We start from the raw sequence: 24,447 nt of genomic DNA, 5'->3' as shown, positions 1-24,447 counted from the left end.
AAAGCCTATGTAAAGACCTATGTAGAGCCTACGTGTCCAATCCGAACAAGAGACTAGTCGGTGGCTTTCAGCGCATCCTCGACCGCATCCACTTTCGCACGCAGCTGCCCGGTATATCCGTTGCGAATGTCCGCTTTGATGACCAGAGAAGTACGCGGACTGACACGGCTGACTGCTTCCGTGGCTCGCTTAATGACATCCATCACCTCATCCCATTCGCCTTCAACAAGGGTGAACATGGCATTGGTCTCGTTGGGCAGGCCAGATTCGCGCACAACACGCACGGCTTCAGCAACAGCCTCAGCCATTCCCTGCTCAGGATCGGAGAAAGTGGGGGCAACAGAAAATGCGACAATCATGGCGCCGATAATAGCGAGTACCCTGGGAACTATGAGTGAGACACAGATTCCCGTTCCCCATAAGTACGTAGTCGCTGTTGATCACGTCGGCGTCGCAGTCCCGGATTTTGATGCCGCTATTGAGTGGTACCGCGCAAACCTTGGTTTCATCAACTACCACGATGAAGTCAATGAAGAGCAGGGTGTCCACGAGGCCATGGTCGGCCCGGCTGACAAGGTTGAAGGTGGCACTCTCGTTCAGATTCTCGCGCCGCTGAATGACCAGTCCACGATTGCAAAGTACCTGGACAAGAAGGGGCCAGGAATCCAGCAGTACGCCGTTCGCGTCACTGACCTGGAAGCGCTGATGGCGCACCTGAAGGAGCAGGGCACCCGCGTGCTGTACCCGGAGCCGAAGATCGGCACCGCAGGCTCGCGCATCAACTTCATCCACCCGAAGGATGCCGGTGGCGTCCTGCTGGAGCTCGTTGAGCCGGCTAAGTAAATCTATCCCCAGCGGCGCGTGATAGTGCGGTGAGCTCTATTGCGCCAGCAGTTGGTGTGCCAATGGCGCCGGTCATCGGCGCCTGCACCATAATCCTGCGGCCATGCCACGATGTGCGAGGTCCCGGGCATGATTTCCTGGTCGCACCCCGGACAGCGATAAACCTTGTTCGACTGGCCAGCGCTGATGTTACGCACCGCAAAGTCCACGTCCTGCCAACCGGCAGGCCCAGATTCAGTGCGAGTGTTTTGGAAAGAACTGCCAAATGCGGGCAGGCTGCCGCGATTCTGGCCGTGGTTATTACGCCCGCCGCGTTGATTACCTCGTTGATTACCGCGCCGCTTGTGGTTTCGCCTAGGCATGGCTAGAACAACCGCAACTCATTGGACTCCAGGCCACGCAGGGCGTCGTAATCCACGGTCACACAGCGAATCCCACGATCCTCTGCCAGAGTCTTGGCCTGTGGCTTAATCTCCTGGGCAGCAAAAATCCCTTCCACCGGTGCCAGCAGCTCATCGCGGTTCAGCATCTCCAAGTAACGGGTTAGCTGCTCAACACCATCGATACCGCCCCGACGCTTAACCTCGACTGCAACGGTGGCGCCGTTTTCATCGCGGCCAAGCAGATCCACCGGTCCGATCGGGGTTGGGTATTCGCGCCTAATCAGGGTGTAGCCCTCGCCAAACGTTGTGAACTGATCTGCAAGCAGTTCCTGTAGATGCGCTTCTACCCCGTCTTTCTCAAGGCCAGGGTCCTCTCCCAGTTCGTACGTGCTATCAGCCAGCACCTTGCCGATAGTTATACGAAGCTGCTCGCCCTTCTTATTCTCGACGACCCAGAGCTTTTCACCAGTGTCTTCACCCGACTCGTCGAGAATATCCTTCTCCGTCAGCGTGCACGGCGGTGTCATCCAGTTCAGAGGCTTATATGCACGGTCGTCGGCATGCACAGAAACAGAACCGTCAGCTTTCACCAACAGCAAGCGCGGGGCATGAGGCAGATGGGCATTCAAGCGACCGACATAGTCAACGGTGCATTCAGCAATCACAAGGCGCATTCCCCTACCCTAACGTGACTGCCGCGCGGGAGAAAACAATACCCACTAGAGCCTTAGCAATAGCCTGTCGTCCGAGGCTAATACTGACTTCCTCGGCCACGGTTATAAGCCGAACGGAAACGGCGCTCAATGTCTGTAGGAAACTCACGAGTCTGGCGTGACGACGGCTTCGACTCCACCCACGCCACCAGCGCAGTGTCCGAGGACGAGTCCACGGCAAACTCCCATTCGGTATTTTTCCCCGTTTTAATCCTGACTACCCGAAGCCCGGGCGCGAAAAAACCCGCCTCGATGTCAGTCGGATCTCGGCGATCCACAATAGTGACATCGTGACGGGCAAATTCGGCATCACAGCCAGGACGCAGCGAACGTAGCTTGTACATCTTCAACGTCGACTCGGAATAAACAATGACACCATGGCGCCAATGACTGCCATCACCTGCAGGAAGGCGACGAGCAATAACAGGAGTACCTTTTGCATGCAGGCTGGCGAAACGCCACAGGGCAAGGACCCCGCCGACGATCAACATCGCACCGATAATCATGAACATGATTGACATCATGGTTACGCTTGAAAACACTATCTGCCAGCCTCGCATCCGGGTGAATAGACGACGAACCTTGGTTCAAAAGCGCTTTAGAGGCTTTTTACAAACCCTACCCGATTGTTGCACTGACATGAAAAATAACTAAGAAAAACGGGGCGGGAAGCTGGCAAGATTTCTCTTGCGAGCTCCCCGCCCCGTTTAAAGAAGCAGGAAGAATACGGTCGTGCGACCGGATGTTCAGGCGAACAGACTAGTTGGTGGAAGCGCGACGAGCCGCGCGGACCTCCGACTCAGCCTGAGCCTTTACTGCAGGGTCATCCGAAGTCAGGTTGGACTCGGCCTCGGAGAGGTTAACCTCGTCAGCCCAGACTGCCTTATCCGCGAGGATCGAAACCTTCGAGGTAGACACGGAAATGAACCCACCCTGTACCGAAGCGACAAGAACCTTGCCGTCTGCGGTCTTGATGGTCACCGTACCGTTGTTGACCAGCTGGCCAAGCAACGGCTGGTGTCCGGGCAGCACGCCGATCTCACCCTCGGTGGTCTGAGCAGAGACCAAAGTGGCCTTGCCCTTCCAGAGCGGTCGCTCAACGGCAACCAGTTCAGCGGTGATTTCAGCCATGAGGATGCCCCTTACTTCTTCTGCATTTCAGCGTACTTCTTCTCGACATCGTCGAGGCCACCCAGGCCGTCGAAGGCCATCTCCGGGTAGTTGTCGAAGTCGCCCTTGCAGATGCGGTCGAAGGCAACGATGGTGTCCTTCAGCGGGACGTACGAACCAGGCAGACCCGTGAACTTCTCAGCAACGAAGAAGTTCTGACCCAAGAATCGCTGGATACGACGTGCACGCTGCACGGTCACCTTGTCCTCCTCAGACAGCTCGTCCATACCGAGGATGGCGATGATGTCCTGGAGTTCCTTGTTCTTCTGCAGGATGTTAATAACCTGCTGAGCAACGCGGTAGTGCTCCTCACCGACGATCGACGGCTCGAGGATACGAGAAGTCGAAGTCAGCGGGTTCACTGCCGGGTAAATACCCTTCGATGCAATCGAGCGGTCGAGCTCGGTGGTTGCATCGAGGTGGGCGAAGGTCGTTGCCGGAGCCGGGTCGGTGTAGTCATCGGCAGGCACGTAGACGGCCTGCAGAGAGGTAATCGAACGGCCCTTGGTGGACGTAATGCGCTCCTGCAGAACACCCATCTCGTCAGCCAGGGTCGGCTGGTAACCCACGGCGGAAGGCATACGACCCAGCAGGGTCGAAACCTCAGAACCGGCCTGGGTGAAACGGAAGATGTTGTCAATGAAGAGCAGCACGTCCTGGTGCTGAACATCGCGGAAGTACTCTGCCATGGTCAGACCCGACAGCGCGACGCGCATACGGACTCCCGGAGGCTCGTCCATCTGGCCGAAGACGAGGGCGGTGTCCTGGAGAACGCCCATCTCTTCCATTTCCAGGAAGAGGTCGGTGCCCTCACGGGTACGCTCACCAACACCGGCGAAGACCGAAGTACCGGAGAACTCGCGTGCAATACGAGTAATCATCTCCTGGATCAGAACGGTCTTACCGACACCGGCACCACCGAACAGACCAATCTTGCCGCCCTTAACGTACGGGGTCAGCAGGTCGATGACCTTAATACCGGTTTCCAGAATCTCGGTCTTGCCCTCGAGCTGGTCGAAGGCCGGCGGCTCACGGTGGATGCCCCACTGCTCACCATCGCGACCCAGGCCCGGCTCATCCAGGCAGTCGCCCATTGCGTTAAAGACGTGACCCTTGACGACGTCACCAACCGGAACCGAAATCGGCTTACCGGTGTCCTTGACCTCTGCACCGCGGACCAGGCCGTCGGTCGGAGCCATAGCAATGGTACGAACCATGTTGTCACCGAGGTGCTGTGCAGTCTCGAGGACAATGGTCTTGGCGACCGAAGGAAGGGTAACTTCCACGGTCAGCGCGTTGTAAAGTGCCGGCAGTTCGTTACGCGGGAACTCCACGTCGACGACGGCACCGATGACACGCACAACACGGCCCACAGCCGTGGTGGTGTTCTGCTCACTTAGAGCTGTGCTCATATCTAGTCACTTTCTCCGCTGTCGTCGAGCGCACCGGCGCCACCGACGATTTCTGTGATTTCCTGGGTAATCTGTGCCTGACGTGCCTGGTTAGCAACACGCGAGAGGTCCTTGACCAGCTCGGTAGCGTTGTCCGTCGCGGACTTCATAGCGTTACGACGGGCAGCGGACTCAGAGGCAGCGGCCTCGAGCATCACTGCGAACAGAGTGCGGGACACGTACTGCGGCAGAAGCTCTGCCAACAGGGTGTCTGCATCAGGCTCGAATTCATAGTCCGGCTTGAGGTCATCTGATCCATCGGACAGCATGTCCTCGCCCTGAGCAATCTCGACATCCTCGTACACAGGCTCAATCGGGAGCATCTGGTGTGCACGCGGAATCTGAGAAAGCATGGACACGAATTCCGTGTAGACAACGTGGACCTGGTCGAAGCCCTGAACGGCCTCGCCGTTGGTGCCACGCAGGCCTTCGCGGTACTTGGCAGTGCCCTCGGCCGTAGCGTTGAAACCATCAATGAGGTGACGACGCACGTCGTGGGTTGCGGCGTAGTCCGGATCCTGGGAGAAGCCCTCCCACGTACCGGCGAGCTCGACACCACGGAAGTCGTAGTAGTCGGTGCCCTTACGGCCAGTCACGTAGAGAACGACCTCATGCCCCTGCTCTTCCAGAGCGGTACGCAGTTCTGCAGCCTTCTTCAGGACGTTGTGGTTGTAGCCGCCACACATGCCGCGGTCACTGGTGACAACCAGGACTGCAACACGCTGGTTACCCTCACGCTTTACGAGCATCGGGTGATCCAACGACGAAGCCGATGCGAGACGTCCGATGACCTTCTCGATTTCGTCGGCGTACGGCTGGGAGTCTGCTACGCGACGCTGCGCCTTAGTAATGCGCGAGGTTGCGATAAGCTCCTGGGCCTTGGTGATCTTCTTGGTCGAGTTCACCGACTTGATTCGGGCTCGAAGTTCACGAAGATTCGCCATGTCCTATTCCCTCCCTTCAATTGCGAAAACGGTCATTGAGTAGCTCAACCTGCCTAGTTCTGGGCAGTCTTGCGGGAGACCGTAATCTGCTGCTTCTTGAGCTCGCCCTCGTCGAGTGCCTCGACCGGAGCCTCGGAAGCCAGCGGTGCGCCCTCAGAAGTCTGGAAGGACTTCTTGAAGTTAGCGGTAGCGGACTTCAGAGCAGCCTTGGACTCGTCAGAGAAGGCGACGCCGCCGTCAATCTGCTCGAAGACTGCAGGCTGAGTGTCCTGCAGGTGCTCAAGCAGCTCGGCCTCGAAGCGACGGACGTCCTCAACCGGGACATCGTCGAATTCGCCCTCGCCAGCGAGGTAGATGGAGGTCATCTGGTACTCGACCGGCTGCGGGTGGTTTTCCTTCTGCTTCAGCAGCTCAACCAGACGCTGACCGCGCTCCAGCTGACGCTTGGAGGCATCGTCCAGGTCGGATGCGAACATTGCGAATGCTTCCAGGTCGCGGTAGGACGCGAGGTCCAGACGCAGGTTACCGGAAACCTTCTTCATGCCCTTGGTCTGTGCGGCACCACCAACACGGGAAACCGACACACCGACGTTAATAGCCGGGCGGACACCCTGGTTGAACAGGTCGGACTCGAGGAAGACCTGGCCGTCGGTAATGGAAATGACGTTGGTCGGAATGAAGGCCGACACGTCGTTTGCCTTGGTCTCGATGATCGGCAGTGCGGTCAGCGAGCCTGCACCCATGTCGTCGGAGAGCTTCGCAGCACGCTCCAGCAGACGGGAGTGGAGGTAGAAGACGTCACCCGGGTAAGCTTCGCGTCCCGGCGGGCGACGCAGCAGCAGCGAGATGGCACGGTATGCCTCTGCCTGCTTAGTCAGATCATCGTAAATGACCAGGACGTGCTTGCCCTGGTACATCCAGTGCTGACCCAGTGCGGCGCCTGCGAATGGTGCAAGCCACTTGAAGCCTGCGGCATCCGACGCCGGGGCAGCAACGATGGTGGTGTACTCGAGTGCGCCCTGCTCCTCGAGAGTCTGGCGCACACCAGCAATGGTGGAGCCCTTCTGACCGATAGCAACGTAGATGCATCGCACCTGCTTGCTCGGGTCACCGGACTCCCAGTTAGCCTTCTGGTTCAAAATGGTGTCCAGGCAGACCGCGGTCTTACCGGTCTTACGGTCACCAATGATCAACTGACGCTGACCACGACCAATTGGGGTCATTGCGTCGATGGCCTTAATACCAGTAGCCATCGGCTCTTCAACCGGCTGACGCTGCAGCACGGTCGGTGCCTGCAGCTCGAGGACGCGGTCCTCTTCAGCCTCAATGTCGCCCAGGCCGTCAATCGGCTGGCCCAGGGGGTTAATTACGCGACCGAGGAACTTGTCCCCGACCGGAATCGAAAGGACGTCACCCGTCCGCTTTACCTCGTCACCCTCTTTAAGCGACTCGAAGTTACCCAGCACCACAACGCCGACCTTGTCGGTGTCGAGGTTCTGAGCGACGCCAATAACGCCGCCCGGGAACTCCAGAAGCTCATTCGTCATGACCGACGGCATTCCCGAAACCTGGGCGATACCATCAGCTGCACTGATAACAACGCCAACCTCCTCGCGGGAGGCCTCCGGGGAGTAGCTCGAGGTGTAGTTCGCAATCGCGCTACGGATCTCGTCGGAGGAGATCGTCAGCTCCGCCATGTTCTTCCTGCTCTCGGTAATATTCTTCCAGTGATTAATCGTCTAAACCATCCGTCAGCCGAGGCCGACGCGCAGCTTCTCAAGCTTTGTTGAAAGGCTACCGTCGATGACCTCGTCGCCAACCCGGATGACCAGTCCACCGAGAATCGACTTATCGATCACGGTGTGGATGGACATCGCCTTGCCGTAGACTCGGCCGAGCTTGTCCGCCAGTGCTCGCTCTTGCTCGTCAGAGACGGCCGTGGCACTGGTCACGCGAGCGACGACGTGGTTCCGCAGGCCGGCGGCTAGCCGGGACAGGGAGTCAATGTCGTCCGCGGGGCGCTTGGATGGGCGGCCAACAGCCTGCAGTGCGAGGGTTTCGGTCACGGAAGTGACCTTGCCGTACAGCACAGAGGCGAGGAGCCCACGCTTGGCTTCGGGGGTTGCGGCCTTGTCGGCCAGCAGCTGTTCAAGCTGCGACTGCTCAGCCAGGATGTGTCCCAGTTGGAACAGCTCAGACTCAACAGTCTCAAGCTGTCCCTGGCCTTCGGCAGAGCGAAGGAGGGCTCGACGGCCCAGCTCTACCAAACCCTCACGCATTTCACGCGGGGTGGACCATACCTGCGCGGCAGCATCCACGACGAGGTTAAGAGTCGTCTCAGATACCTTGCCCGCGAACAGGCTCCGGACAAGGCCGGAACGCTGTTCCGCAGTCGCCGAGGTGTCGGCGACAGCGACACGCAGGCCGCGGTCGGAGTCCAGGACCTCGACGATGTCGAAAAGCTCGGAACCAGTCTGAGCAGCCTGAGCAACAGCGACATTGTCGCCACTGATAGCGGCGTCCAGTCGCTGGCTAAGGGCTGCCAGGGATTCGCGGCTTGCTGCGTGCATGTCGCCTACTTTCCGGCCGGGGCCACGGTGTCAAGGTTGGACAAGAAGTTGTCAATCGTCGACGAGTTACGAACGTCGTCGGAAAGCTGCTCGCCCAGAAGGCGCTCAGCGAGATTGATGGAGTTCTGGCCCATTTCCTTGCGCAGCTCTGCGACTACCTGCTCACGCTGGGCAGCGAGCTGCTTCTCACCGGACTCGATGATTCGTGCGCTCTCGTCATTAGCCTTGGTCGTAGCGTCTGCAATGATGCGCTGACCCTGTGCACGGGCTTCGTCGCGAATCTTTGCTGCTTCAGTACGGGCCTCTGCGAGCTGACTGTTGTACTTTTCCAGAGCGGCTTTGGCTTCAGCCTGTGCAGCTTCAGCGCGTTCAATGCCGCCCTCAATCCGGTCCTCCCGCTCGGTCAGGACCTCCTGGAACTTCGGAAGAACGAGCTTCCAGAAGAGAACCAGGATAACTACCAGCGGGACAACGGACCAGACGATGTCATAGGTCTTTGGCAGCAGCGGGTTAATGGACTCTCCCATCGGGAGGTCACCCGCCGCTAGCAAAAAGGTGAAATCTGTCATGGTTTACGTGTTCTCCGCTTGAAGGTCCGGACTTAGAAAACGAAGCCTGCGACCAGGCCGATCAGGGCGAGAGCCTCAGTGAAGGCGATACCCAGGAACATGGTGGTACGCAGCTGGCCGGCCATCTCAGGCTGGCGTGCCATACCCTCAACGGTCTTGCCGGCGACGATGCCGATACCGAGGCCCGGGCCCAGGGTGGACAGACCGTAACCGATGGTCTTCAGGCCAGCGTTGGTGTCGACAGCCTGGACAGCGTCCTGGGCGGAGAGGATGACGTCGTTCATTATGAACCGTTCCCTTTCTTAAAGGATGGCCCCGGATTAAAGATTGTTCTAAGTAGGCCCGGGGCTTTTGTGGGTCAAGTGGGTCTTGCTATTAAATTTGCGAGGCCTTGTTGCCGAAGTTGCGGCCTCATTAGTTATGGGTTAGTGCTCGTCTGCGTGCAGCGACAGTTCGATGTAGACGGCGCTCAGCAGGGCAAAGATGTATGCCTGCAGGAAAATCACCAGCATCTCGAACAGCGTGAATGCTACCGCAGCGACAAGGGTCAACCCGGACAGGGCGGTCCAACCATTCAGCTGCCAGAAGAAGAAGTTCGTGGCACCGAAAAGCAGGACTAGAACCATGTGGCCCGCCAGCATGTTGGCCATCAGACGGATGGTCAGCGTAACTGGGCGGAGAACGAAGTTGGAGAAAATCTCGATCGGCACCACGATGAGGTGGAGTACCGGTGGCAAGTTCGGAATAACGACTGCCGACTTCACAAACTTGAAGAAGCCCATCTTCTTCGAGCCCGCGTAAATGAAGGCAACGTATGCGAACAGGGCCAGAACCAGTGGCATACCGATTCGGGCGTTCGGCGAAATATTGAGGCCAGGAATAATAGCCGCAATATTCATCGAGATAACAAGGAAGAAGATGGTGGCCAGAACCGGAAGGAAACGACGCCCCTCCTTCTTACCCAGAATCTCCTCCGCGATGTGGATGCGGACGAAGTCCAGCATCAACTCCGCAACGTTCTGCAGACCAGTCGGCACGAGCTTCGGACGACGCATTGCGACGACGAAGAACACGGCGACGATCACGGCCATCAAAAGACGAACAATCATCAGGCGGTCCATGGCGTACCAGTCGCCACTGCCACCTAGAATGAAGTCGCCAAATTGTTCACCCGGGAAATACTCCTCCTGCAAGTTGGGTGAGTGAAACTCACCCCGCATCTCGGCAAGTGTTGTAACGCTCAGCGTTCTCTCCCGTGATTGGGCCGCTAGAACTATTGTCAAGCGGTGCGAAGGACGTCATTTAACGTGTCGCGCCGCGGATTCCATTCGCTCATCAGCACGGCGCTCACGGGGACCGTACCTGTGGAAATGATAGTTATTTCGCTACAGGCCGTCTTACCCGAAACTCAGGATAACAGTTCTGACTCATTTTCCCCACCCGGTACACCCCCGCGTTTCCGACCCCGAATCCAACAAAGAGGCCGACCCCCTCTGTGGGTTTCGGCCTCTATTTGTGGCATCTTCTGCACAAACTGGACAATATGCTTATTACCTGCGGTTTTAGAAGCGTATTGCAGCCTCTCAGCAGGTCAACAAGTTATTAACGAGCTATTCGTCCTTCATTGGTTGCACATAAGTGAGGTTAGATTGCGACATTCCCCACACTTCTGCACCGAGTGTCACCATCAGAGTGAGTACAACAGTGACGAAGAAAGTCATGTTGTCATAAAACTCAAGATTTCTAATAACAACCAGGACACCGATTAGTACGACAATCTTCAACAACCAACCACCCAGTACAACGGCAAGCGTAACGGACGGCGAAGTTCGAGCAGTAAAGAGGATGCCTAGAACGGTAAGCAATACGAAGCTTCCGCTAATGCCCGCTCCAAGGAGTACGCCCCAGACACCGGGCATACCGTTTTTGCCACCCCAGACCAGCAGCGAAAGCACGGTAATCACAGCGAGCGCGATTGCGCCCGAGCGAGCAGCAGCCAGCAGCGGTCGCCGCGAATCATCGTATTTAGACTCGGGCTCCGGAGTTGTTTTTTCAGTCACGGTCGAAGATTGTACCTTCTGCGTCCACGTCGACGTCTTATAACCTGCCGGACCCCACTTCCACTTCTGGGACGCGCTCCCCTTGAACGGTCGTCGGCAAGCGCATTGCGACGACGGAGGGTGAAGACAACCGCGATGATAAGCAGGACCCCGAAGGTGAGAGCGACGAATTCAAAGGGGAAAATGGTGGTGGCAACGGCGGCGTACGCGACGACCGACACCCATAGGTAAAGCACTAGCACCACGCGGCGATGACTGTGCCCCATCGACAAGAGGCGGTGGTGAATATGCATTTTGTCGGGTGAGAAAGGTGACTTGCCCTGACTGACGCGGCGAACGACAGCGAGAAGTAGGTCTAGCATTGGCACGCTAATTGCTGCGATGACGACCACAATCGGCGAGATTAGAGCGATGACGTCAGCGGTGCCGTACATGGAGGGCGCGATGCGTCCCGACGCCGACACCGATGCCGCTGCGAGCAGCAAGCCGATCATCATGGCACCGGAATCGCCCATGAAAATGCGTGCGGGCTCGAAGTTGTGCGGCAAGAAGCCCAGGCAAGCGCCGAGGAGGCACGCGGAGATCATCGCGGGTGGATAGGCAGACACGGTTCCGCCTTGGTCGTGAAGCAGGACCATCGAATAGACAAGGATTGCAGCTGCGGCAATCATGCCGAGTCCAGCTGCGAGACCATCAATTCCGTCAACAAAATTGAAGGCGTTAATCAATGCCACAGTAAATAGGACAGTCAAGACTGTGGACATGATTGGATCGAGAATGAGAGTGGCGCCGCCACTGAACGGGATATAGAGCAGATACCAATTGACGCCCATAAATGACATCAAAAGTGCCGCCGCGACCTGCCCCACCAACTTCGTAAGGGCATCTAAGTCAAAGAGGTCATCCCAAATACCGACGATTAGCAAGAGCGACGCGGCCGCCACAACTGCCCTCATATCTGGAGTCATAGGTGGAAAACCACGGTTGAGGGCCGGCATAACCGAGGCAAGGGCGATAGCTGCGACCACCCCAGAGTACATCGCCACGCCTCCGAGCCTGGGCTTCGGAATATCGTGGACATCGCGCGTGCGGGGCGCATCCAACCAGCCCGAGCGAACCAGCACAAAACGCACTACTCCAGTGAGCAAATAACTGACAGCAGCGGAAACTAAAACGAGCATGGCGAGCTCGCGGATGGGCACACCTGCCCCACCCGACTGGGCTGCCAATAAGCTCATGTCCGCCACTAGGTACTACTCACCCACACAATCGCTGCAGATATTAAACAGGAAAAACCTTAGGTAGCCAAGACTACTGCCCCAGCAGTCGCTCGGGCGTCGTACTCAAAACCTCAGCAACCGCCGCTGCTGACACAGCGCCTTCGCGCAGAATCCGCGGCACTGGAGTCGAGATATCGACAATCGTCGATGGGGTGCCAATCGTGGCTTCGCCGCCGTCGACGTAGACAGCCGCTTCCCCACCCAACATCTGCTTGGCACGCACGGCATTGGTGGCCGGTGCCTGGCCGGAGATGTTCGCACTGGACACGGCCATCGGACCGGTGCGGCGCAGAATCTCGATAGCAATTGGGTGCAGCGGCATGCGCAGCATGACCGTACCCGCAGTATCACCAAGGTTCCATGGCAAGCTCGGCGCCTGGTTCACAACCAGCGACAGTCCGCCCGGCCAGAAAGCCTCCACCAGCGTGCGAGCAGCTGGCGAGTATTCGCGGACGAGCCCCTCAATCGTGTTCCAGGAACCCACGAGCACCGGTACCGGCATATCCGGGCCGCGGTGCTTGGCACGCAGCAAGGAGGCAACGGCCTGGTTATCAAAGGCATCGCAGCCAAGGCCGTAGACGGTATCGGTAGGCATAACGACCAGCCGTCCTGCCTTCACTGCATCTACTGCTGCTGCAATTGCGCGTTCGCGGTTTTCATCTGTGCTGCAGTCCATAATCCTGCTCATCAGATATTTGCTCCTGCTTCAAAGTTTGCTTTTAAGATTAATTTTTGCGTCCCACCGTAAAACGATCACGGCCTGCAAAGTCACGGCGGATCTCTACATCAGCGTAATCCCAGGTGTCCTTCAGCAGTGAACTGACATCGTCTCCTGAAGAGTCATCGTGCTCGATGCCGATGACTCCACCCGGCCGCACCAGCGCATCCACTAGGTTCATCATAGGTCGAATGACATCTAGCCCATCGTCGCCGCCGAAGACCGCAGAGTGCGGATCAGCTCTCACTTCGGGCGCAACCTCGGTGTCTTCGGGCACATATGGAGGGTTGGACACAACAATGTCGGTCTCATCTACCCAATCTGCGAGTTCACCGCCAGCATCAATCAGCTGTATATCCGTGACATCGCCAGCAATCAGACGCACACGCCCATCGCCGTACGTCTCGATATTCTTCGCAGCCCACGCCCGTGCCCGCTCAGAGAGCTCCACAGCCACCACGTCCGCTTCGGGTACGGCATCGGCAATCGCCAACGCAAGCGCACCAGATCCGGTACACAAGTCAACGATTTTCGGCTTGACGACGCCACTTGCGACCAGTTCACGGGCTCGATCGATTGCCCACTGCGCAAGCAGTTCCGTCTCCGGCCGGGGTACAAAAACACCGGGCCCAACCTGTAGTTCCAGGCTCATCATCGGCGCCGTACCGAGGATGTGCTGCAGTGGCTCACGAGCCACTCTGCGGGCCAGTACCTCGGCCAGATACTTGCGACCGTCCTCATCGGTGTACGGTTCGTCTCCGCGGAAGATAATGTCTGCCGATCCCGCATCGACTGCGGCTGCAAATAGCGCCCGTGCGTCGGCATCCGGAGAAGCCAGCGCCGCGTCGTCAAGCGTGCGACGCGCATAGCGAAACAGCTCGCCGAGAGTACGGACGGAATCCGGTAACGTCGGCGAGCTATTTTCTGCGGGCGTGGGGCTACTCGGCTTCAAGACGCTCAGCGCGCTCCGCGTCGTGGAGGGCCTTGAGCAGATCATCCATGTCGCCGCCCAGCACCGAGTCCAGGTTGTGAGCCTTGTAACCGATGCGGTGATCGGAAACGCGGTTCTCCGGGAAGTTGTAAGTGCGGATGCGCTCGGAGCGATCCATGTTGCGCACCTGAGACTTACGCTGGTCAGAGGCAGCCTCGGCGATCTCCTCTTCCTTCATCTGCTGCAGTCGAGCAGCAAGGACCTGCATAGCGCGGGCCTTGTTCTGAATCTGCGAGCGTTCCTTCTGACAGGTAACAACGAGACCAGTCGGAAGGTGCGTCAGGCGAACGGCGGAGTCAGTCGTGTTAACACCCTGACCGCCCTTACCGGAGGAGCGGTAGACGTCGACACGCAGATCCTTTTCATCAATCTGGATGTCTTCGACCTCGTCGGGCTCCGGGTAGACCAGCACACCAGCGGCGGACGTTTGAATACGGCCCTGAGATTCGGTAACCGGCACGCGCTGCACGCGGTGGACGCCACCTTCAAACTTGAACACGCTCCACGCACCGTCGCGGGACGGAGTCTTGGCTCGGATGGACATAGTCATGTCCTTCACGCCGCCGAGATCAGACTCGGACAGACCGAGAATCTCGGTGGTAAAGCCGTGCTTTTCTGCATAGCGCTGGTACATGCGAGCGAGCTCACCTGCGAAGAGCGCAGCCTCCTCACCGCCGGCACCGGACTTGAGCTCCATAACGATGTCATCGCTGTCGTGCGGATCGCGCGGAGCCAGCAGGTCGGCGAGCTTCTCCTCGAGTTCCTCTGCCTCGGCAGCGAGACGCTCAGCCTCAGCTGCGAACTCGGAGTCCTCGTATGCCATCTCGCGAGCTGCCTCCAGGTCATCCTGGACCTCAGTCAGCTTCTTGTGAGTCTGAATGACCGGCTGCAGCTCATTGAAGCGCTTGCCGACCTTACGGGCAGCCTTCGGGTCGTTGTGCAGCTCGGGGTCAGCCAGCTGCGCCTCGAGCCCGTGGTATTCGGAGAGGATGTCGTCAACTGCGGAAACCTGATTAGCCATTGAATATTCCTTCAGATTGTGATGGGTGAAATGCTGGTTGGTGCTGTGGTTTGCGGCTAACCCCAGCTAAAGCATGTCGTCCACATCAACGTCGGCGGCCATTGGTGCAGAAGAAGCCACCTGCATCAGGAATTCCTTATTGTTCCGGGTCTTCTTCAGCTGCTTAATCAACAGGTCAATAGCAGCCTGCGACTCTAGCGCGGAGAGGATGCGGCGCAGCTTGTGCATAATGCGAGCCTCCTCCGTGCTGAGCAGCAGCTCATCCTTACGAGTACCCGACGGGTTGACATCCACTGCCGGGAACACGCGGCGCTCGGAGATTTTACGGTCGAGCTTCAGCTCGGCGTTACCGGTGCCCTTGAACTCCTCGAAGATGACGGTATCGCCTGCGGAGCCGGTCTCCACCATCGCGGTGGCGATGATGGTGAGGCTGCCGCCTTCCTCGATGTTTCGGGCAGCACCCAAGAAGCGCTTCGGTGGGTACAGAGCGTTGGAGTCCACACCACCGGAGAGGATTCGTCCCGATGCCGGCGAAGAGTTGTTGTACGCACGGCCAAGGCGGGTAATGGAGTCCAGCAGTACGACGACGTCCTGCCCCTGTTCCACCAGACGCTTTGCACGCTCAATAGCCAACTCGGCCACTGCCGTGTGATCTGACGGCGGGCGGTCGAAAGTGGAGGCAATGACCTCGCCACGGACACTGCGCTGCATGTCGGTGACTTCCTCCGGGCGCTCGTCGACAAGCACGACCATCATGTAGCACTCGGGGTTGTTCGTCGCGATAGCGTTCGCGATGTTCTGCAGGATCGTGGTCTTACCGGCCTTCGGCGGCGAAACGATGAGCGCACGCTGACCCTTACCAATCGGCATAATCAGGTCGATGACGCGAGTGGTGAGGATCTTCTGCTCGGTCTCCAGGCGCAGGCGGCGGTTCGGGTACAGCGGAGTGAGCTTAGCGAAGTTCGGGCGCTGCTTTGCCTGCTCCGGATCGATGCCGTTTACGGTTTCAACCTTGACCAGCGGGTTGTACTTGCGGCGATTACGGCCGTTGCCATGAGTGACCTGGCCCGAGCCATTCTCGCGCGGCATGCGGACCTGACCGGTGACGGCGTCGCCCTTGCGCAGGCCGTACTTACGAACCATTTGCGCGGACACCAGCACATCGTTAGAGCCCGGCAGGTATCCGGACGTGCGCACGAATGCGGTCTTGTTATCTAGCACATCGACGATGCCAGCCACCGGCTGGAGAACGTCATCCTCGCGGATCTCGTCCTGACCGCCGTGTCCCCCACCGTTGTTATCGCGTCCGCGACGGTCGCGGCGATTGCGACGGTTGCGGCGGTTACGGTTGCCACGACCGTCATCGTCATGGTTATTGCGGTCGTTATTGCGATTGTTGTTGCGACCGCGGCGGTTGTTGCGGTTGCCGCGGCCTTCATCGTCGTTGTCTCGATCGTGGTTGTTGCGATCGTTGCGGTTATTACGGTCGTTGCGATCACCGCGGTCATTACGATCATTACGATCGTTGCGATTGTCGTTACGCTCACTGCGGTCGTTGCCGTTATCGGAATCATCGCGGCTATCGTTGCTGCGATCGTCCTGATTCTCCTGCTCGCGCTGACGAGCACGGTTACGACGATTTCGACGCTGCTGAGAACGGGACATCTCCTCGCGACCATCCGCGTTGGCGTCGTCTCGCTTGTCGTTGCCCTTGTCGCTCTTGTCGGCGCTCTTACTGGAACCCTTATCCGCGCTTTCCGACGGCGATTCCTTGGCATCCTTCGCTTTGGAGCCGGTATCCGCAGCCCCAGCCGCAGCCTTCTTCGCGCGGGATTTCCGAGCTGGAGCGGAACCAGCAGCCGGGGCACCATTCTTAATGGCCTCAATCAGCTCATGCTTGCGCATGGCGGAGATGCCGCGAATGCCCTTGCTGGAAGCGATTTCACGCAGTTCTGCCATTCGGAGGGCCGCAAGATTCTCTGGGCCGCCTGCCGTGGCAGTGGTGTCCGTATCGGTCACGGATGTCCTTTCATCGACCTTCCCTGCAGTCACTCTCTGCAGGGGGCTATGTCATTGACACTTTTTCGCTCTTACTGCCCGCCACCGCGTGTGCTCCGTCGTCGAACCTTTACCACGGGCGGAAAAGTAGCCGCAGCTGACGGGAAATTATCGAAAAAGCCAGGCAAAAGACCTCGACGTTGAAACTAAACCGAGGCATCTTGCCTACGTTATTTCCGCATCTCAAACCCGAGCGTCCGGGCTGAAGATGGTTAGGAAATTTTAGGTCCACAGCACCGCAAGACTATGTAGTCGCACTACTGATTTATGTGTTTTCAATGTCACGTTGCGCCGTCGCGTTGTGTGAACAACTGCGAAGGTCAACGGCAAGCGGAGTACATGAAGAAGTACGTATCTAGCCGCGTATTGAAAACGACCTACTGCCCAAGGATAGTCACCAAATAGTCAGGTAGCAACACTAGTTCTCACCTGCGTTTCGCTAGGTCGCGGGGCTGCGAGTCGGTACTGTAGAGCTCATGCGCAGTACGATGCCTCATATTCCTCTCAATATCGCTCAGATTGTGGAATACGGTCGCACCATTCACGGTCGGACTCCGGTGACCTCCTGGAACAGTGACGGCCCCGAGACCACCACTTTTGCCGCCATTGCCGCGCGCGCTAGTGCGCTGGCACATGCACTTCGCGATGAGCTCGGCATCGACGGGGATCAGCGCATCGCCACCCTGATGTACAACTGCGCCGAACACTTCGAGGTCTTCCTCGGCGTCGCCTCCATGGGCGCGGTATTCCAGCCGCTGAACAAGCAGCTCATGCCGGATCAGATTGTGCACATTATCAATCACGCCGATGACCAGGTCATCATCGCGGACCCGACCGAGATCGAACTGCTCGCCGAGGTTCTTCCCCACTGCCCGCGCGTCCGCGCTGTCATCATTATCGGTATCGGTGATCTGTCCGACGTGGCTGAGCAACTGCCAGATGGCATCCCGTGGTACTCCTACGAATCGCTCATCGACGGACGCCCCAGCCGCTTCGACTGGCCTGAGCTCGATGAAAACTCCGGTGCAGCCATGTGCTATTCGACGGGCACCGAGGGCGCACCTAAAGGTGTCGTCTACAGCCACCGTTCGCTGTACTTGCACAGCCTGAATATGCGCACCACTGACTCCTTTGCCATCTCGCATGGAAACCCGTGGCTTTGCTGTGTGCCCATTTATCACGTCCTGTCCTGGGGCGTGCCGCTGGCCTCCTTCATGTGCGGGGCGTCGCTAATCTTCCCCGGCGCGGACCTGTCCGCACCGCGTCTGGCAGAAATCATCGAAACCTCAATGCCGCGCGTAGCTCAGGGCGTGCCGACGCTATGGATTAACCTCATGGCACACTACCTCAGCAATCCTCCGAAGCGTATGAGTCTGCAGGAGATTTTCTCGGGCGGTTCTCCTGTCCCACCTGCACTGATTCGGCTATGGGAAGAGCGCTACGGTGTCGATGTCATCCATTTCTGGGGCATGACCGAGACTTCGCCTATCGGTACCGTCGCACGACCTCCGTACGGCGCCTCCGGTGAGGCCCGCGAACGCTACCGTGTCAGCCAAGGGCGTTTCCCGGACATCATGCAGTTCCGCATTGTTGATGACAACGACCGCGTGCTCGACCTGCATGACCGCAACCAGGGTGAGCTGCAGGTGCGCGGCAACACGGTCACCGGAGGCTACTACAGCTCTCCGGAGGCTCAAGATGGAGGCACCGCGCACTTCTTCCGCGGTGCGGAGGTCGACGAGGCTAGCGAACAGTTCACCGAGGACGGGTGGCTCCGCACTGGCGATGTCGGCTCGATTACTCACGACGGCTACCTGACTATTCATGACCGTGCTCGCGATGTCATTCGTTCCGGTGGTGAGTGGATCTACTCCGCTCAGCTGGAAAACTTCGTAATGGAAAGCCCACAGGTACTCGAGTGCGCGATTATCGGCATGCCAGATAAAAAGTGGGGTGAGCGCCCACTGGCCATTACGGTGCTGATGCCGGAAGTTGAACAGAGCAAGGAGACCGCTGAAATGCTCCGCGATGAACTGCGACCAAAGCTGCCAAAGTGGATGCTGCCGGAGTACTGGGCCTTCGTGGACTCAATCGATAAGACCTCAGTGGGCAAGTTCGACAAGAAAGACCTGCGCTCGCACTTGAGCGCAGGTCAGTACAGCATCGTGAAACTGAAGGGGCCGGGCGAAAAGTAGGTGGCAGGCTAAGCCACTGGCTCGGCACCTGGCCGCAGCGGCGGCTTAGCCGTCGACCACGACCTTAACCGGCTCACCGATTCCCAGCTCCATGACCTTGATGCCAGCCTCGCGGGCATCGTCCAAGATCTTCTCATCTACTGCAGTAGTTCCCAGAACCATACAGGTCGGGCCAGCACCCGAGAGGAATGCCGCGTAGCCGCGGTTGCGCAGGCGGTTGACCCACTCTGCGGTCACCGGCAGCACGTCGGAGCGGTACGGCTGGTGCAGGCGATCTCGCGTTCCCTCCCACAGCAGTTCCGGGTGGGACTGCAGCGCTGCGGTCATAACCGCAGTACGGGAGACATTGAAACGAGCGTCGACATGCGAAACATCGCTCGGCAGCACCTGACGGACTGCATTCGTGGAGGCGTGGAATGCCGGTACAAGTGCGGTCGCCTGAATGGACTCATGCACCGGAATGCTCACTGCTCGGTATTGAGGAGCGGTACGACCATCGACAGGCTTGTCAGTCCAGCTGACCACTGCCCCGCCGAGAACCGATGCGCCAGCGTTATCCGGGTGGCCCTCGAAGACCGAAGATTCTTGGATTACCTGGTCGTCGGTAAGCGGGAAGCCCGCCAGACCGTTAGCGGCAGCGACACCGGCGACGGCGGCGGCTGCGGAAGAGCCCAGACCGCGCGACTGCGGAATGGTGTTGTGGCAAATAACCTTCAGCCCCGGTGCCTCGACACCTGCGGCGCGAAGGCCCGCGCGAATCGCGCGCACAACCAGATTAGATTCGTTGCGCGGCAGGTCAACTTCGCCCTCGCCGTGAATCTCAACGACGACACCGGACTCGATGACCTCGACCTCGACGATGTCGTAGAGCGCAACTGCCAACCCCAGGGTGTCGAAGCCCGGGCCCAAGTTCGCTGACGAACCTGCAACCGTGACGGTGACCTTCTGACCCGGGAAAAGCTCCTGTGCCATTTAGATATCCATTCCTTCGATACGAATGACGTTGTTGACGGCCAAAACCGCGTCGTTGGCGCGCAATTCGTCAACCGTTGCTTCCAAATCCTTCTCCAGTGCCTTGTGGGTCACGATGACCAGGCGAGCGCCGTTGGCGCCCTCTTCCTGACGGACGGTGCGCAGGGAGATGTTGTGATCAGAGAAGGTACGAGCGACATCGGCAAGCACTCCGACACGATCGTCGACGTGCAGGTCGATGTGGTAGCGGGTGCGAACGTCACCGAAGTCGAGAATCGGCAGGTTAGCGTAGGTAGAATCTCCCGGTGCGCGACCACCGTGGACAATGTTGCGAGCAGCTGCAACAAGGTCACCGAGCACTGCGGAGGCGGTCGGATTACCACCAGCGCCGTTGCCGTAGAACATCAGGCGACCAGCGGCCTCGGCCTCAATGAAGACAGCGTTGAAAGACTCACGCACAGTTGCCAGCGGGTGACGACGTGGAATCAGCGCTGGGTACACGCGGGCGGAAATGGACTCCTTGCCATTTTCGTCCGTGACTCGCTCACAGGTAGCCAGCAGCTTAATGGTGCAGTCGGCGCTCTTGGCGGCTGCAATGTCGTCAGCGGTGATCTCGGTAATACCCTCACAGTGAACGTCATCAGCAGTCACGCGGGTGTGGAATGCCAGGCTGGCCAGAATAGCTGCCTTGGAAGCGGCATCGTGGCCCTCGACGTCTGCAGTCGGGTCGGCCTCGGCGTAACCCAGGCGGGTGGCCTCTGCCAGCATCTCGTCGTAGTCCGCACCGGTGGAGTCCATCGCATCAAGGATGAAGTTGGTAGTGCCGTTGACAATGCCCATGACCTTATTGACAGTGTCACCGGCCAGCGAACGACGGAGCGGACCGACGACCGGGATAGCTGCCGCCACAGCTGCCTCAAAGAACAGGTCGACACCCGAGGAATCGGCAGCCTCAGAGAGCTCCTCACCGTGTGCGGCGACGAGTGCCTTGTTGGCGGTCACGACCGACTTGCCGGCACGCAGTGCCTCCAGCACAACGCGACGTGGGTAATCAATGCCGCCGATGACCTCGACTACCAGGTCAACGTCATCGCGCTGAACCAGCGAAAAAGCATCGTCGGTAAGAAGATCCTGATCCACATTCGGACGCGGCTTGGTCTTGTCGCTCACAGCAATACCAACGACCTCGACCGGTCCGCCGATGCGGCGCTCGAAGTCCTCAGCCTTCTCGTTGAGCAGGCGGTAAACCTCAGTACCGACTGTGCCAAGACCTAAAATAGCGACACCAACTTTGTGGCCCTCGCCCTTTCCAGGATTATTCGTTGCGGCAGTCATCGTGGCGTTTCACACTCCAGGCTTAGTAAGTCTTGTACGGTTTCTCGTCTTAATATTTGGGTCACTTGACCATCGCATACCGACACTACTGGTGGTCGCGTCAGCATGTTGTAGCGGCTGGCCATTGCGTAACAGTATGCCCCAGTAGCAGCGAGCGCGAACAGATCACCCTCGACAATGTCGTTCGGGTAGTTCGCATCGTTAATCAGAATGTCTCCCGATTCACAGTGCTTTCCGACGACGCGGGTGGGAATCCTGGAACCGGACACCTCGCGATTAACAACGCGACCATCATAGTTCGAGCCGTAAAGCGCCGGACGAATATTGTCGCTCATGCCGCCATCGACCGATACGTAACGACGGGTCATGCCGTCATCGATGGTCACATCCTTCAAAGTGCCCACTTCGTACACCGTGACCATGGACGGGCCAACGATGGCACGACCTGGTTCAACAGCCACTGTCGGAGTCGCAATGCCGATACGCTGCGCAAGCTTGTCCACAGCAGTGAGGATCTCGTCGGCAAGCGGAGCAACGTCGAGGGGCTGCTCGCCTGCGGTGTAGGCGATTCCGAAACCGCCACCGAGGTCGAGGGTGTTGAAGTGTTCCGAGATTTCAGTGCCGTGGCGTTCGACCAGCTTTTCCACCAGTGAGAACACGCGCTCGGCGGCGAGAATGAAACCGTCGGAATCGACAATCTGGGAGCCGATGTGGCAGTGCAGACCAACCAGGCGCAGATTGTCGTCCTCTTCTACGAGGTTGGCAGCTTCCAGCGCCGAACCGGACGCGAGGGAAAAGCCGAACTTCTGATCTTCATGCGCAGTAGCAATGAACTCGTGGGTGTGCGCTTCCACACCGGGCTTCACGCGAACGAGCACGTCCTGCACCACGCCTGCTTCAGCCGCCACCTGGGACAGGCGACGCAGCTCCGAACGGGAGTCAAGCACAATCTTGCCCACGCCAGCGGAGATAGCATCACGCAGCTCAGCGGTGGACTTGTTGTTGCCGTGGAAGGTCATGTCCTTGGCTGGGAAACCCGCCGCCAGAGCGATAGCCATCTCGTTGCCCGAGGCGACATCGAGATGCAGCCCCTCCTCCATTACCCAGCGGGCGATGGTCTTCGACAGGAAAGCCTTGGATGCGTAGTGGACATTCTCCGCGCCGCGGAAGGCCTTGGCCATCGAGCGGCAGCGAGAGCGGAAGTCCTGCTCATCGACGACAAAAACCGGAGTGCCAAACTCCTTGGCAATGTCGACCAGGCTCACGCCACCAATTTCCACCGAGCCGGGATTCTCTTCGTCAGCGCCCCGACGACGGGCGGTAGTTGGCCAGACATGCGCTGGTAGTTCATTAAATTGGGTGGAGTCGGGTCGGGTGTAGCCACCCAGTTCGAAACCATTGCCGTCGATAGGCACGAAACAGCTCTCTTTCTCCGTTACCCGGGCGGAGCAACGGGGTGTAGTTTTACGGGCGCGTTCGACTACATGCGCTCAGGTGCGGTAACACCGAGCAGCTGCAGAGCATTGGCCAGCGTTTGGCGGGTAGCCTCAGCCAGGCCGAGACGAGCACGGTGCAGCTCGGATACCTCTTCGCCTGCCTTTGGCAGGATCTGGCAGGTGTCGTAGAAGCGGTGGAAGACACCGGCAAGCTGCTCAGCGTAACGGGCAATGCGGTGTGGTTCCCGCAGGTCAGCAGCAGACTTGATGATGGCCGGGAACTCACCGATAGTGCGGATGAGCTCACCTTCGCGGTCCTCTACCAGCAGGGAGAAGTCAGCGCCTTCGCTGGTCACACCGGCCTCTTCGGCACGGCGACCGATTGAGCACAGACGAGCGTGACCGTACTGGACGTAGTAGACCGGGTTGTCGCTGGACTGCGAAGCCCACAGCCCCAGGTCAATATCCAGGCTGGAGTCCACGGAGGAACGGATTAGCGAGTAGCGAGCAGCATCGACGCCGATTGCCTCAACCAGGTCGTCCAAGGTGACCACTGTGCCCGCACGCTTGGACATCCGGACAGCCTTGCCGTCGCGAAGCAAGTTGACCATCTGACCGATGAGCACCTCGACGCCATCGGCGTTGTAGCCGAGCGCTGCAGCGGCGGCACGCAGACGTGCGATGTAGCCGTGGTGATCGGCACCCAGCATGTAAATGCACAGGTTGTGGCCGCGGTCGAACTTGTTCTTAACGTAGGCGATGTCACCTGCGATGTAGGCTGCGTCGCCGTCGGACTTGATGACCACGCGGTCCTTGTCGTCACCGTAATCGGTGGACTTCAGCCACCATGCGCCGTCAGCTTCGTAGAGCTTGCCGTTTTCCTTCAGGGAATTGACAGCTGCTTCCACCTGACCGGACTCGAACAGCGAGTTTTCGTGGAAGTAAACGTCGAAATCGGTGCCGAACTCGTGCAGAGACTTCTTGATGTGCTCGAACATCATGTCCACGCCGATGGCGCGGAAGTGCTCCTGGACCTCTTCCTCAGAGCCCTCGAGTGCCTGCGGGATCTTCTCCAGCACAGCAGCGGCGATGTCCCGGATGTACTCTCCGCCGTAGCCATCTTCCGGAGTCGGCTCGTTGCGAGCGGCTGCAACCAAGGAGTCGGAGAAGCGGTCAATCTGGCGACCGTGGTCATTGAAGTAGTACTCGCGGGTGACCTTGGCACCGGTGGCGGACAGGACACGACCGAGAGCGTCACCGACTGCTGCCCAGCGAGTACCGCCCAGGTGGATCGGCCCGGTCGGATTTGCGGAGACGAACTCCAGGTTCACGTCGAGGTTGGAGTTGAAGTCGGCATGACCCCACTTCTCCCCCGCTGCCAGGACGTCCTCGACGATCTTGCCCTGGGCATCGGAGGCCAGGCGGATGTTAATAAAGCCCGGGCCTGCGATGGTTGCTTCATCGATGCCCTCAGAAGCGCCGAGCGCTGTGGCAATTTCAGTTGCCAAGTCACGCGGCACCATGCCGACGCGCTTGCCCAGCTGCATGGCGATATTGGTTGCGTAGTCGCCGTGCTCAGGGTTACGCGGACGCTCGACGGTCGGGTTTTCCGGCACGATAGAGACATCGGCATCGTGGGCAGTCAAAACCTCGACGGTGACTTTTCGGACTAGTACAGCAAGATCAGCAGGATTCACGATTGCCTATCCTATTAGGTCAATCGCGGTCGTGGAAACAT

At 58.7% G+C, this 24,447-nt stretch carries 24 protein-coding genes; 2 read left to right on the top strand and 22 right to left on the bottom strand.

The window, feature by feature from the left end; genetic code table 11:
• Window positions 1–53: 53 nt before the first annotated feature.
• Window positions 54–359: a thiamine-binding protein gene (locus QP995_RS00785; RefSeq protein ID WP_049172056.1), complete on the bottom strand. Its 306-nt coding sequence runs from the start codon at window positions 357–359 to the stop codon at window positions 54–56.
• A 31-nt stretch (window positions 360–390) separates the two neighbouring features.
• Between QP995_RS00785 and mce the strand changes: the two genes are divergently transcribed.
• Window positions 391–843, top strand: a complete 453-nt coding sequence (mce, locus tag QP995_RS00780; RefSeq protein ID WP_005509354.1) for a methylmalonyl-CoA epimerase — start codon at window positions 391–393, stop codon at window positions 841–843.
• Between the two features lie 2 nt (window positions 844–845).
• On the opposite strand, the gene QP995_RS00775 is transcribed toward mce, so the two are convergent.
• The 17 genes from QP995_RS00775 to rho form a co-directional block, all read right to left on the bottom strand.
• On the bottom strand, window positions 846–1,205 hold the full coding sequence (locus QP995_RS00775; protein ID WP_088611476.1) for an Rv1322 family protein: 360 nt from the start codon (window positions 1,203–1,205) through the stop codon (window positions 846–848).
• A 2-nt stretch (window positions 1,206–1,207) separates the two neighbouring features.
• Entirely contained in the window at window positions 1,208–1,900 is a 693-nt protein-coding gene (gene nucS / locus QP995_RS00770) for an endonuclease NucS (RefSeq protein ID WP_005509457.1), read from the bottom strand.
• Window positions 1,901–1,977: 77 nt separating this feature from the next.
• The gene (locus QP995_RS00765) at window positions 1,978–2,481 is read right to left on the bottom strand and encodes a DUF2550 domain-containing protein (RefSeq protein WP_016422460.1); all 504 of its coding nucleotides are present in this window, start codon (window positions 2,479–2,481) and stop codon (window positions 1,978–1,980) included.
• Window positions 2,482–2,698: 217 nt separating this feature from the next.
• Window positions 2,699–3,070, bottom strand: a complete 372-nt coding sequence (locus tag QP995_RS00760) for a F0F1 ATP synthase subunit epsilon (RefSeq protein WP_049172054.1) — start codon at window positions 3,068–3,070, stop codon at window positions 2,699–2,701.
• An 11-nt stretch (window positions 3,071–3,081) separates the two neighbouring features.
• On the bottom strand, window positions 3,082–4,521 hold the full coding sequence (gene atpD, locus QP995_RS00755; RefSeq protein ID WP_005509621.1) for a F0F1 ATP synthase subunit beta: 1,440 nt from the start codon (window positions 4,519–4,521) through the stop codon (window positions 3,082–3,084).
• Window positions 4,522–4,523: 2 nt separating this feature from the next.
• A complete protein-coding gene (locus tag QP995_RS00750) occupies window positions 4,524–5,504 on the bottom strand; it encodes a F0F1 ATP synthase subunit gamma (protein ID WP_005509705.1) in 981 nt (326 codons plus the stop codon).
• 53 nt (window positions 5,505–5,557) lie between these two features.
• Window positions 5,558–7,201, bottom strand: a complete 1,644-nt coding sequence (gene atpA / locus QP995_RS00745) for a F0F1 ATP synthase subunit alpha (protein WP_005509387.1) — start codon at window positions 7,199–7,201, stop codon at window positions 5,558–5,560.
• A 54-nt stretch (window positions 7,202–7,255) separates the two neighbouring features.
• The gene (locus QP995_RS00740) at window positions 7,256–8,074 is read right to left on the bottom strand and encodes a F0F1 ATP synthase subunit delta (protein ID WP_070429330.1); all 819 of its coding nucleotides are present in this window, start codon (window positions 8,072–8,074) and stop codon (window positions 7,256–7,258) included.
• A 5-nt stretch (window positions 8,075–8,079) separates the two neighbouring features.
• A complete protein-coding gene (locus QP995_RS00735) occupies window positions 8,080–8,643 on the bottom strand; it encodes a F0F1 ATP synthase subunit B (protein ID WP_005509352.1) in 564 nt (187 codons plus the stop codon).
• Window positions 8,644–8,675: 32 nt separating this feature from the next.
• On the bottom strand, window positions 8,676–8,927 hold the full coding sequence (locus QP995_RS00730) for an ATP synthase F0 subunit C (protein ID WP_016422456.1): 252 nt from the start codon (window positions 8,925–8,927) through the stop codon (window positions 8,676–8,678).
• Window positions 8,928–9,068: 141 nt separating this feature from the next.
• Window positions 9,069–9,863: a F0F1 ATP synthase subunit A gene (atpB, locus tag QP995_RS00725; protein WP_016422455.1), complete on the bottom strand. Its 795-nt coding sequence runs from the start codon at window positions 9,861–9,863 to the stop codon at window positions 9,069–9,071.
• Window positions 9,864–10,253: 390 nt separating this feature from the next.
• On the bottom strand, window positions 10,254–10,703 hold the full coding sequence (locus QP995_RS00720) for a Cg1360 family ATP-synthase-associated protein (protein WP_005509564.1): 450 nt from the start codon (window positions 10,701–10,703) through the stop codon (window positions 10,254–10,256).
• A complete protein-coding gene (locus QP995_RS00715; RefSeq protein ID WP_224784249.1) occupies window positions 10,700–11,932 on the bottom strand; it encodes an MraY family glycosyltransferase in 1,233 nt (410 codons plus the stop codon). The genes QP995_RS00720 and QP995_RS00715 overlap by 4 nt, the downstream gene beginning before the upstream one ends.
• 82 nt (window positions 11,933–12,014) lie before the next feature.
• Window positions 12,015–12,671 (bottom strand): L-threonylcarbamoyladenylate synthase, encoded by a 657-nt coding sequence (locus tag QP995_RS00710; protein ID WP_005509411.1) that lies wholly within the window; start codon window positions 12,669–12,671, stop codon window positions 12,015–12,017.
• 37 nt (window positions 12,672–12,708) lie between these two features.
• A complete protein-coding gene (prmC, locus tag QP995_RS00705) occupies window positions 12,709–13,653 on the bottom strand; it encodes a peptide chain release factor N(5)-glutamine methyltransferase (RefSeq protein WP_070652908.1) in 945 nt (314 codons plus the stop codon).
• Window positions 13,640–14,713, bottom strand: coding sequence for a peptide chain release factor 1 (prfA, locus tag QP995_RS00700; RefSeq protein ID WP_005509382.1), 1,074 nt, complete (start codon window positions 14,711–14,713; stop codon window positions 13,640–13,642). Before prfA ends, prmC begins: the two co-directional genes overlap by 14 nt.
• A gap of 66 nt (window positions 14,714–14,779) precedes the next feature.
• Window positions 14,780–16,732 (bottom strand): transcription termination factor Rho, encoded by a 1,953-nt coding sequence (rho, locus tag QP995_RS00695; RefSeq protein ID WP_069358826.1) that lies wholly within the window; start codon window positions 16,730–16,732, stop codon window positions 14,780–14,782.
• Window positions 16,733–17,247: 515 nt separating this feature from the next.
• On the opposite strand from rho, the gene QP995_RS00690 reads away from it, so the two are divergent.
• Complete coding sequence (locus QP995_RS00690) at window positions 17,248–18,966, top strand: long-chain fatty-acid--CoA ligase (RefSeq protein ID WP_049172045.1); 1,719 nt, start codon at window positions 17,248–17,250, stop codon at window positions 18,964–18,966.
• Window positions 18,967–19,011: 45 nt separating this feature from the next.
• On the opposite strand, the gene thrB is transcribed toward QP995_RS00690, so the two are convergent.
• From thrB to argS, 4 genes are all read right to left on the bottom strand, one after another.
• Window positions 19,012–19,938, bottom strand: coding sequence for a homoserine kinase (thrB, locus tag QP995_RS00685; RefSeq protein ID WP_005509404.1), 927 nt, complete (start codon window positions 19,936–19,938; stop codon window positions 19,012–19,014).
• Complete coding sequence (locus QP995_RS00680; RefSeq protein ID WP_016422448.1) at window positions 19,939–21,273, bottom strand: homoserine dehydrogenase; 1,335 nt, start codon at window positions 21,271–21,273, stop codon at window positions 19,939–19,941. It abuts the gene before it with no gap.
• Complete coding sequence (gene lysA, locus QP995_RS00675; RefSeq protein WP_049194100.1) at window positions 21,270–22,688, bottom strand: diaminopimelate decarboxylase; 1,419 nt, start codon at window positions 22,686–22,688, stop codon at window positions 21,270–21,272. The genes QP995_RS00680 and lysA overlap by 4 nt, the downstream gene beginning before the upstream one ends.
• 65 nt (window positions 22,689–22,753) lie before the next feature.
• The gene (gene argS / locus QP995_RS00670; protein ID WP_284852809.1) at window positions 22,754–24,406 is read right to left on the bottom strand and encodes an arginine--tRNA ligase; all 1,653 of its coding nucleotides are present in this window, start codon (window positions 24,404–24,406) and stop codon (window positions 22,754–22,756) included.
• Window positions 24,407–24,447 lie beyond the last annotated feature (41 nt).

Source organism: Corynebacterium sp. MSK032, from assembly GCF_030232065.1.
Lineage (GTDB): Bacteria > Actinomycetota > Actinomycetes > Mycobacteriales > Mycobacteriaceae > Corynebacterium > Corynebacterium jeikeium_D.
This window is presented reverse-complemented; position numbering and strand designations above follow the sequence as displayed.

What these genes read in the sequence shown, in the direction of transcription:
- QP995_RS00775 (WP_088611476.1), bottom strand. Translation starts at nt 1,205, where the DNA reads ATGCCTAGGCGAAACCACAAGCGGCGCGGTAATCAACGAGGTAATCAA.
- QP995_RS00740 (WP_070429330.1), bottom strand. Translation starts at nt 8,074, where the DNA reads ATGCACGCAGCAAGCCGCGAATCCCTGGCAGCCCTTAGCCAGCGACTG.
- thrB (WP_005509404.1), bottom strand. Translation starts at nt 19,938, where the DNA reads ATGGCACAGGAGCTTTTCCCGGGTCAGAAGGTCACCGTCACGGTTGCA.
- atpA (WP_005509387.1), bottom strand. Translation starts at nt 7,201, where the DNA reads ATGGCGGAGCTGACGATCTCCTCCGACGAGATCCGTAGCGCGATTGCG.
- mce (WP_005509354.1), top strand. Translation starts at nt 391, where the DNA reads ATGAGTGAGACACAGATTCCCGTTCCCCATAAGTACGTAGTCGCTGTT.
- QP995_RS00730 (WP_016422456.1), bottom strand. Translation starts at nt 8,927, where the DNA reads ATGAACGACGTCATCCTCTCCGCCCAGGACGCTGTCCAGGCTGTCGAC.
- QP995_RS00680 (WP_016422448.1), bottom strand. Translation starts at nt 21,273, where the DNA reads ATGACTGCCGCAACGAATAATCCTGGAAAGGGCGAGGGCCACAAAGTT.
- atpB (WP_016422455.1), bottom strand. Translation starts at nt 9,863, where the DNA reads ATGCGGGGTGAGTTTCACTCACCCAACTTGCAGGAGGAGTATTTCCCG.
- prfA (WP_005509382.1), bottom strand. Translation starts at nt 14,713, where the DNA reads ATGGCTAATCAGGTTTCCGCAGTTGACGACATCCTCTCCGAATACCAC.
- QP995_RS00785 (WP_049172056.1), bottom strand. Translation starts at nt 359, where the DNA reads ATGATTGTCGCATTTTCTGTTGCCCCCACTTTCTCCGATCCTGAGCAG.
- nucS (WP_005509457.1), bottom strand. Translation starts at nt 1,900, where the DNA reads ATGCGCCTTGTGATTGCTGAATGCACCGTTGACTATGTCGGTCGCTTG.
- QP995_RS00710 (WP_005509411.1), bottom strand. Translation starts at nt 12,671, where the DNA reads ATGAGCAGGATTATGGACTGCAGCACAGATGAAAACCGCGAACGCGCA.
- atpD (WP_005509621.1), bottom strand. Translation starts at nt 4,521, where the DNA reads ATGAGCACAGCTCTAAGTGAGCAGAACACCACCACGGCTGTGGGCCGT.
- QP995_RS00690 (WP_049172045.1), top strand. Translation starts at nt 17,248, where the DNA reads ATGCGCAGTACGATGCCTCATATTCCTCTCAATATCGCTCAGATTGTG.
- QP995_RS00750 (WP_005509705.1), bottom strand. Translation starts at nt 5,504, where the DNA reads ATGGCGAATCTTCGTGAACTTCGAGCCCGAATCAAGTCGGTGAACTCG.
- QP995_RS00760 (WP_049172054.1), bottom strand. Translation starts at nt 3,070, where the DNA reads ATGGCTGAAATCACCGCTGAACTGGTTGCCGTTGAGCGACCGCTCTGG.
- QP995_RS00735 (WP_005509352.1), bottom strand. Translation starts at nt 8,643, where the DNA reads ATGACAGATTTCACCTTTTTGCTAGCGGCGGGTGACCTCCCGATGGGA.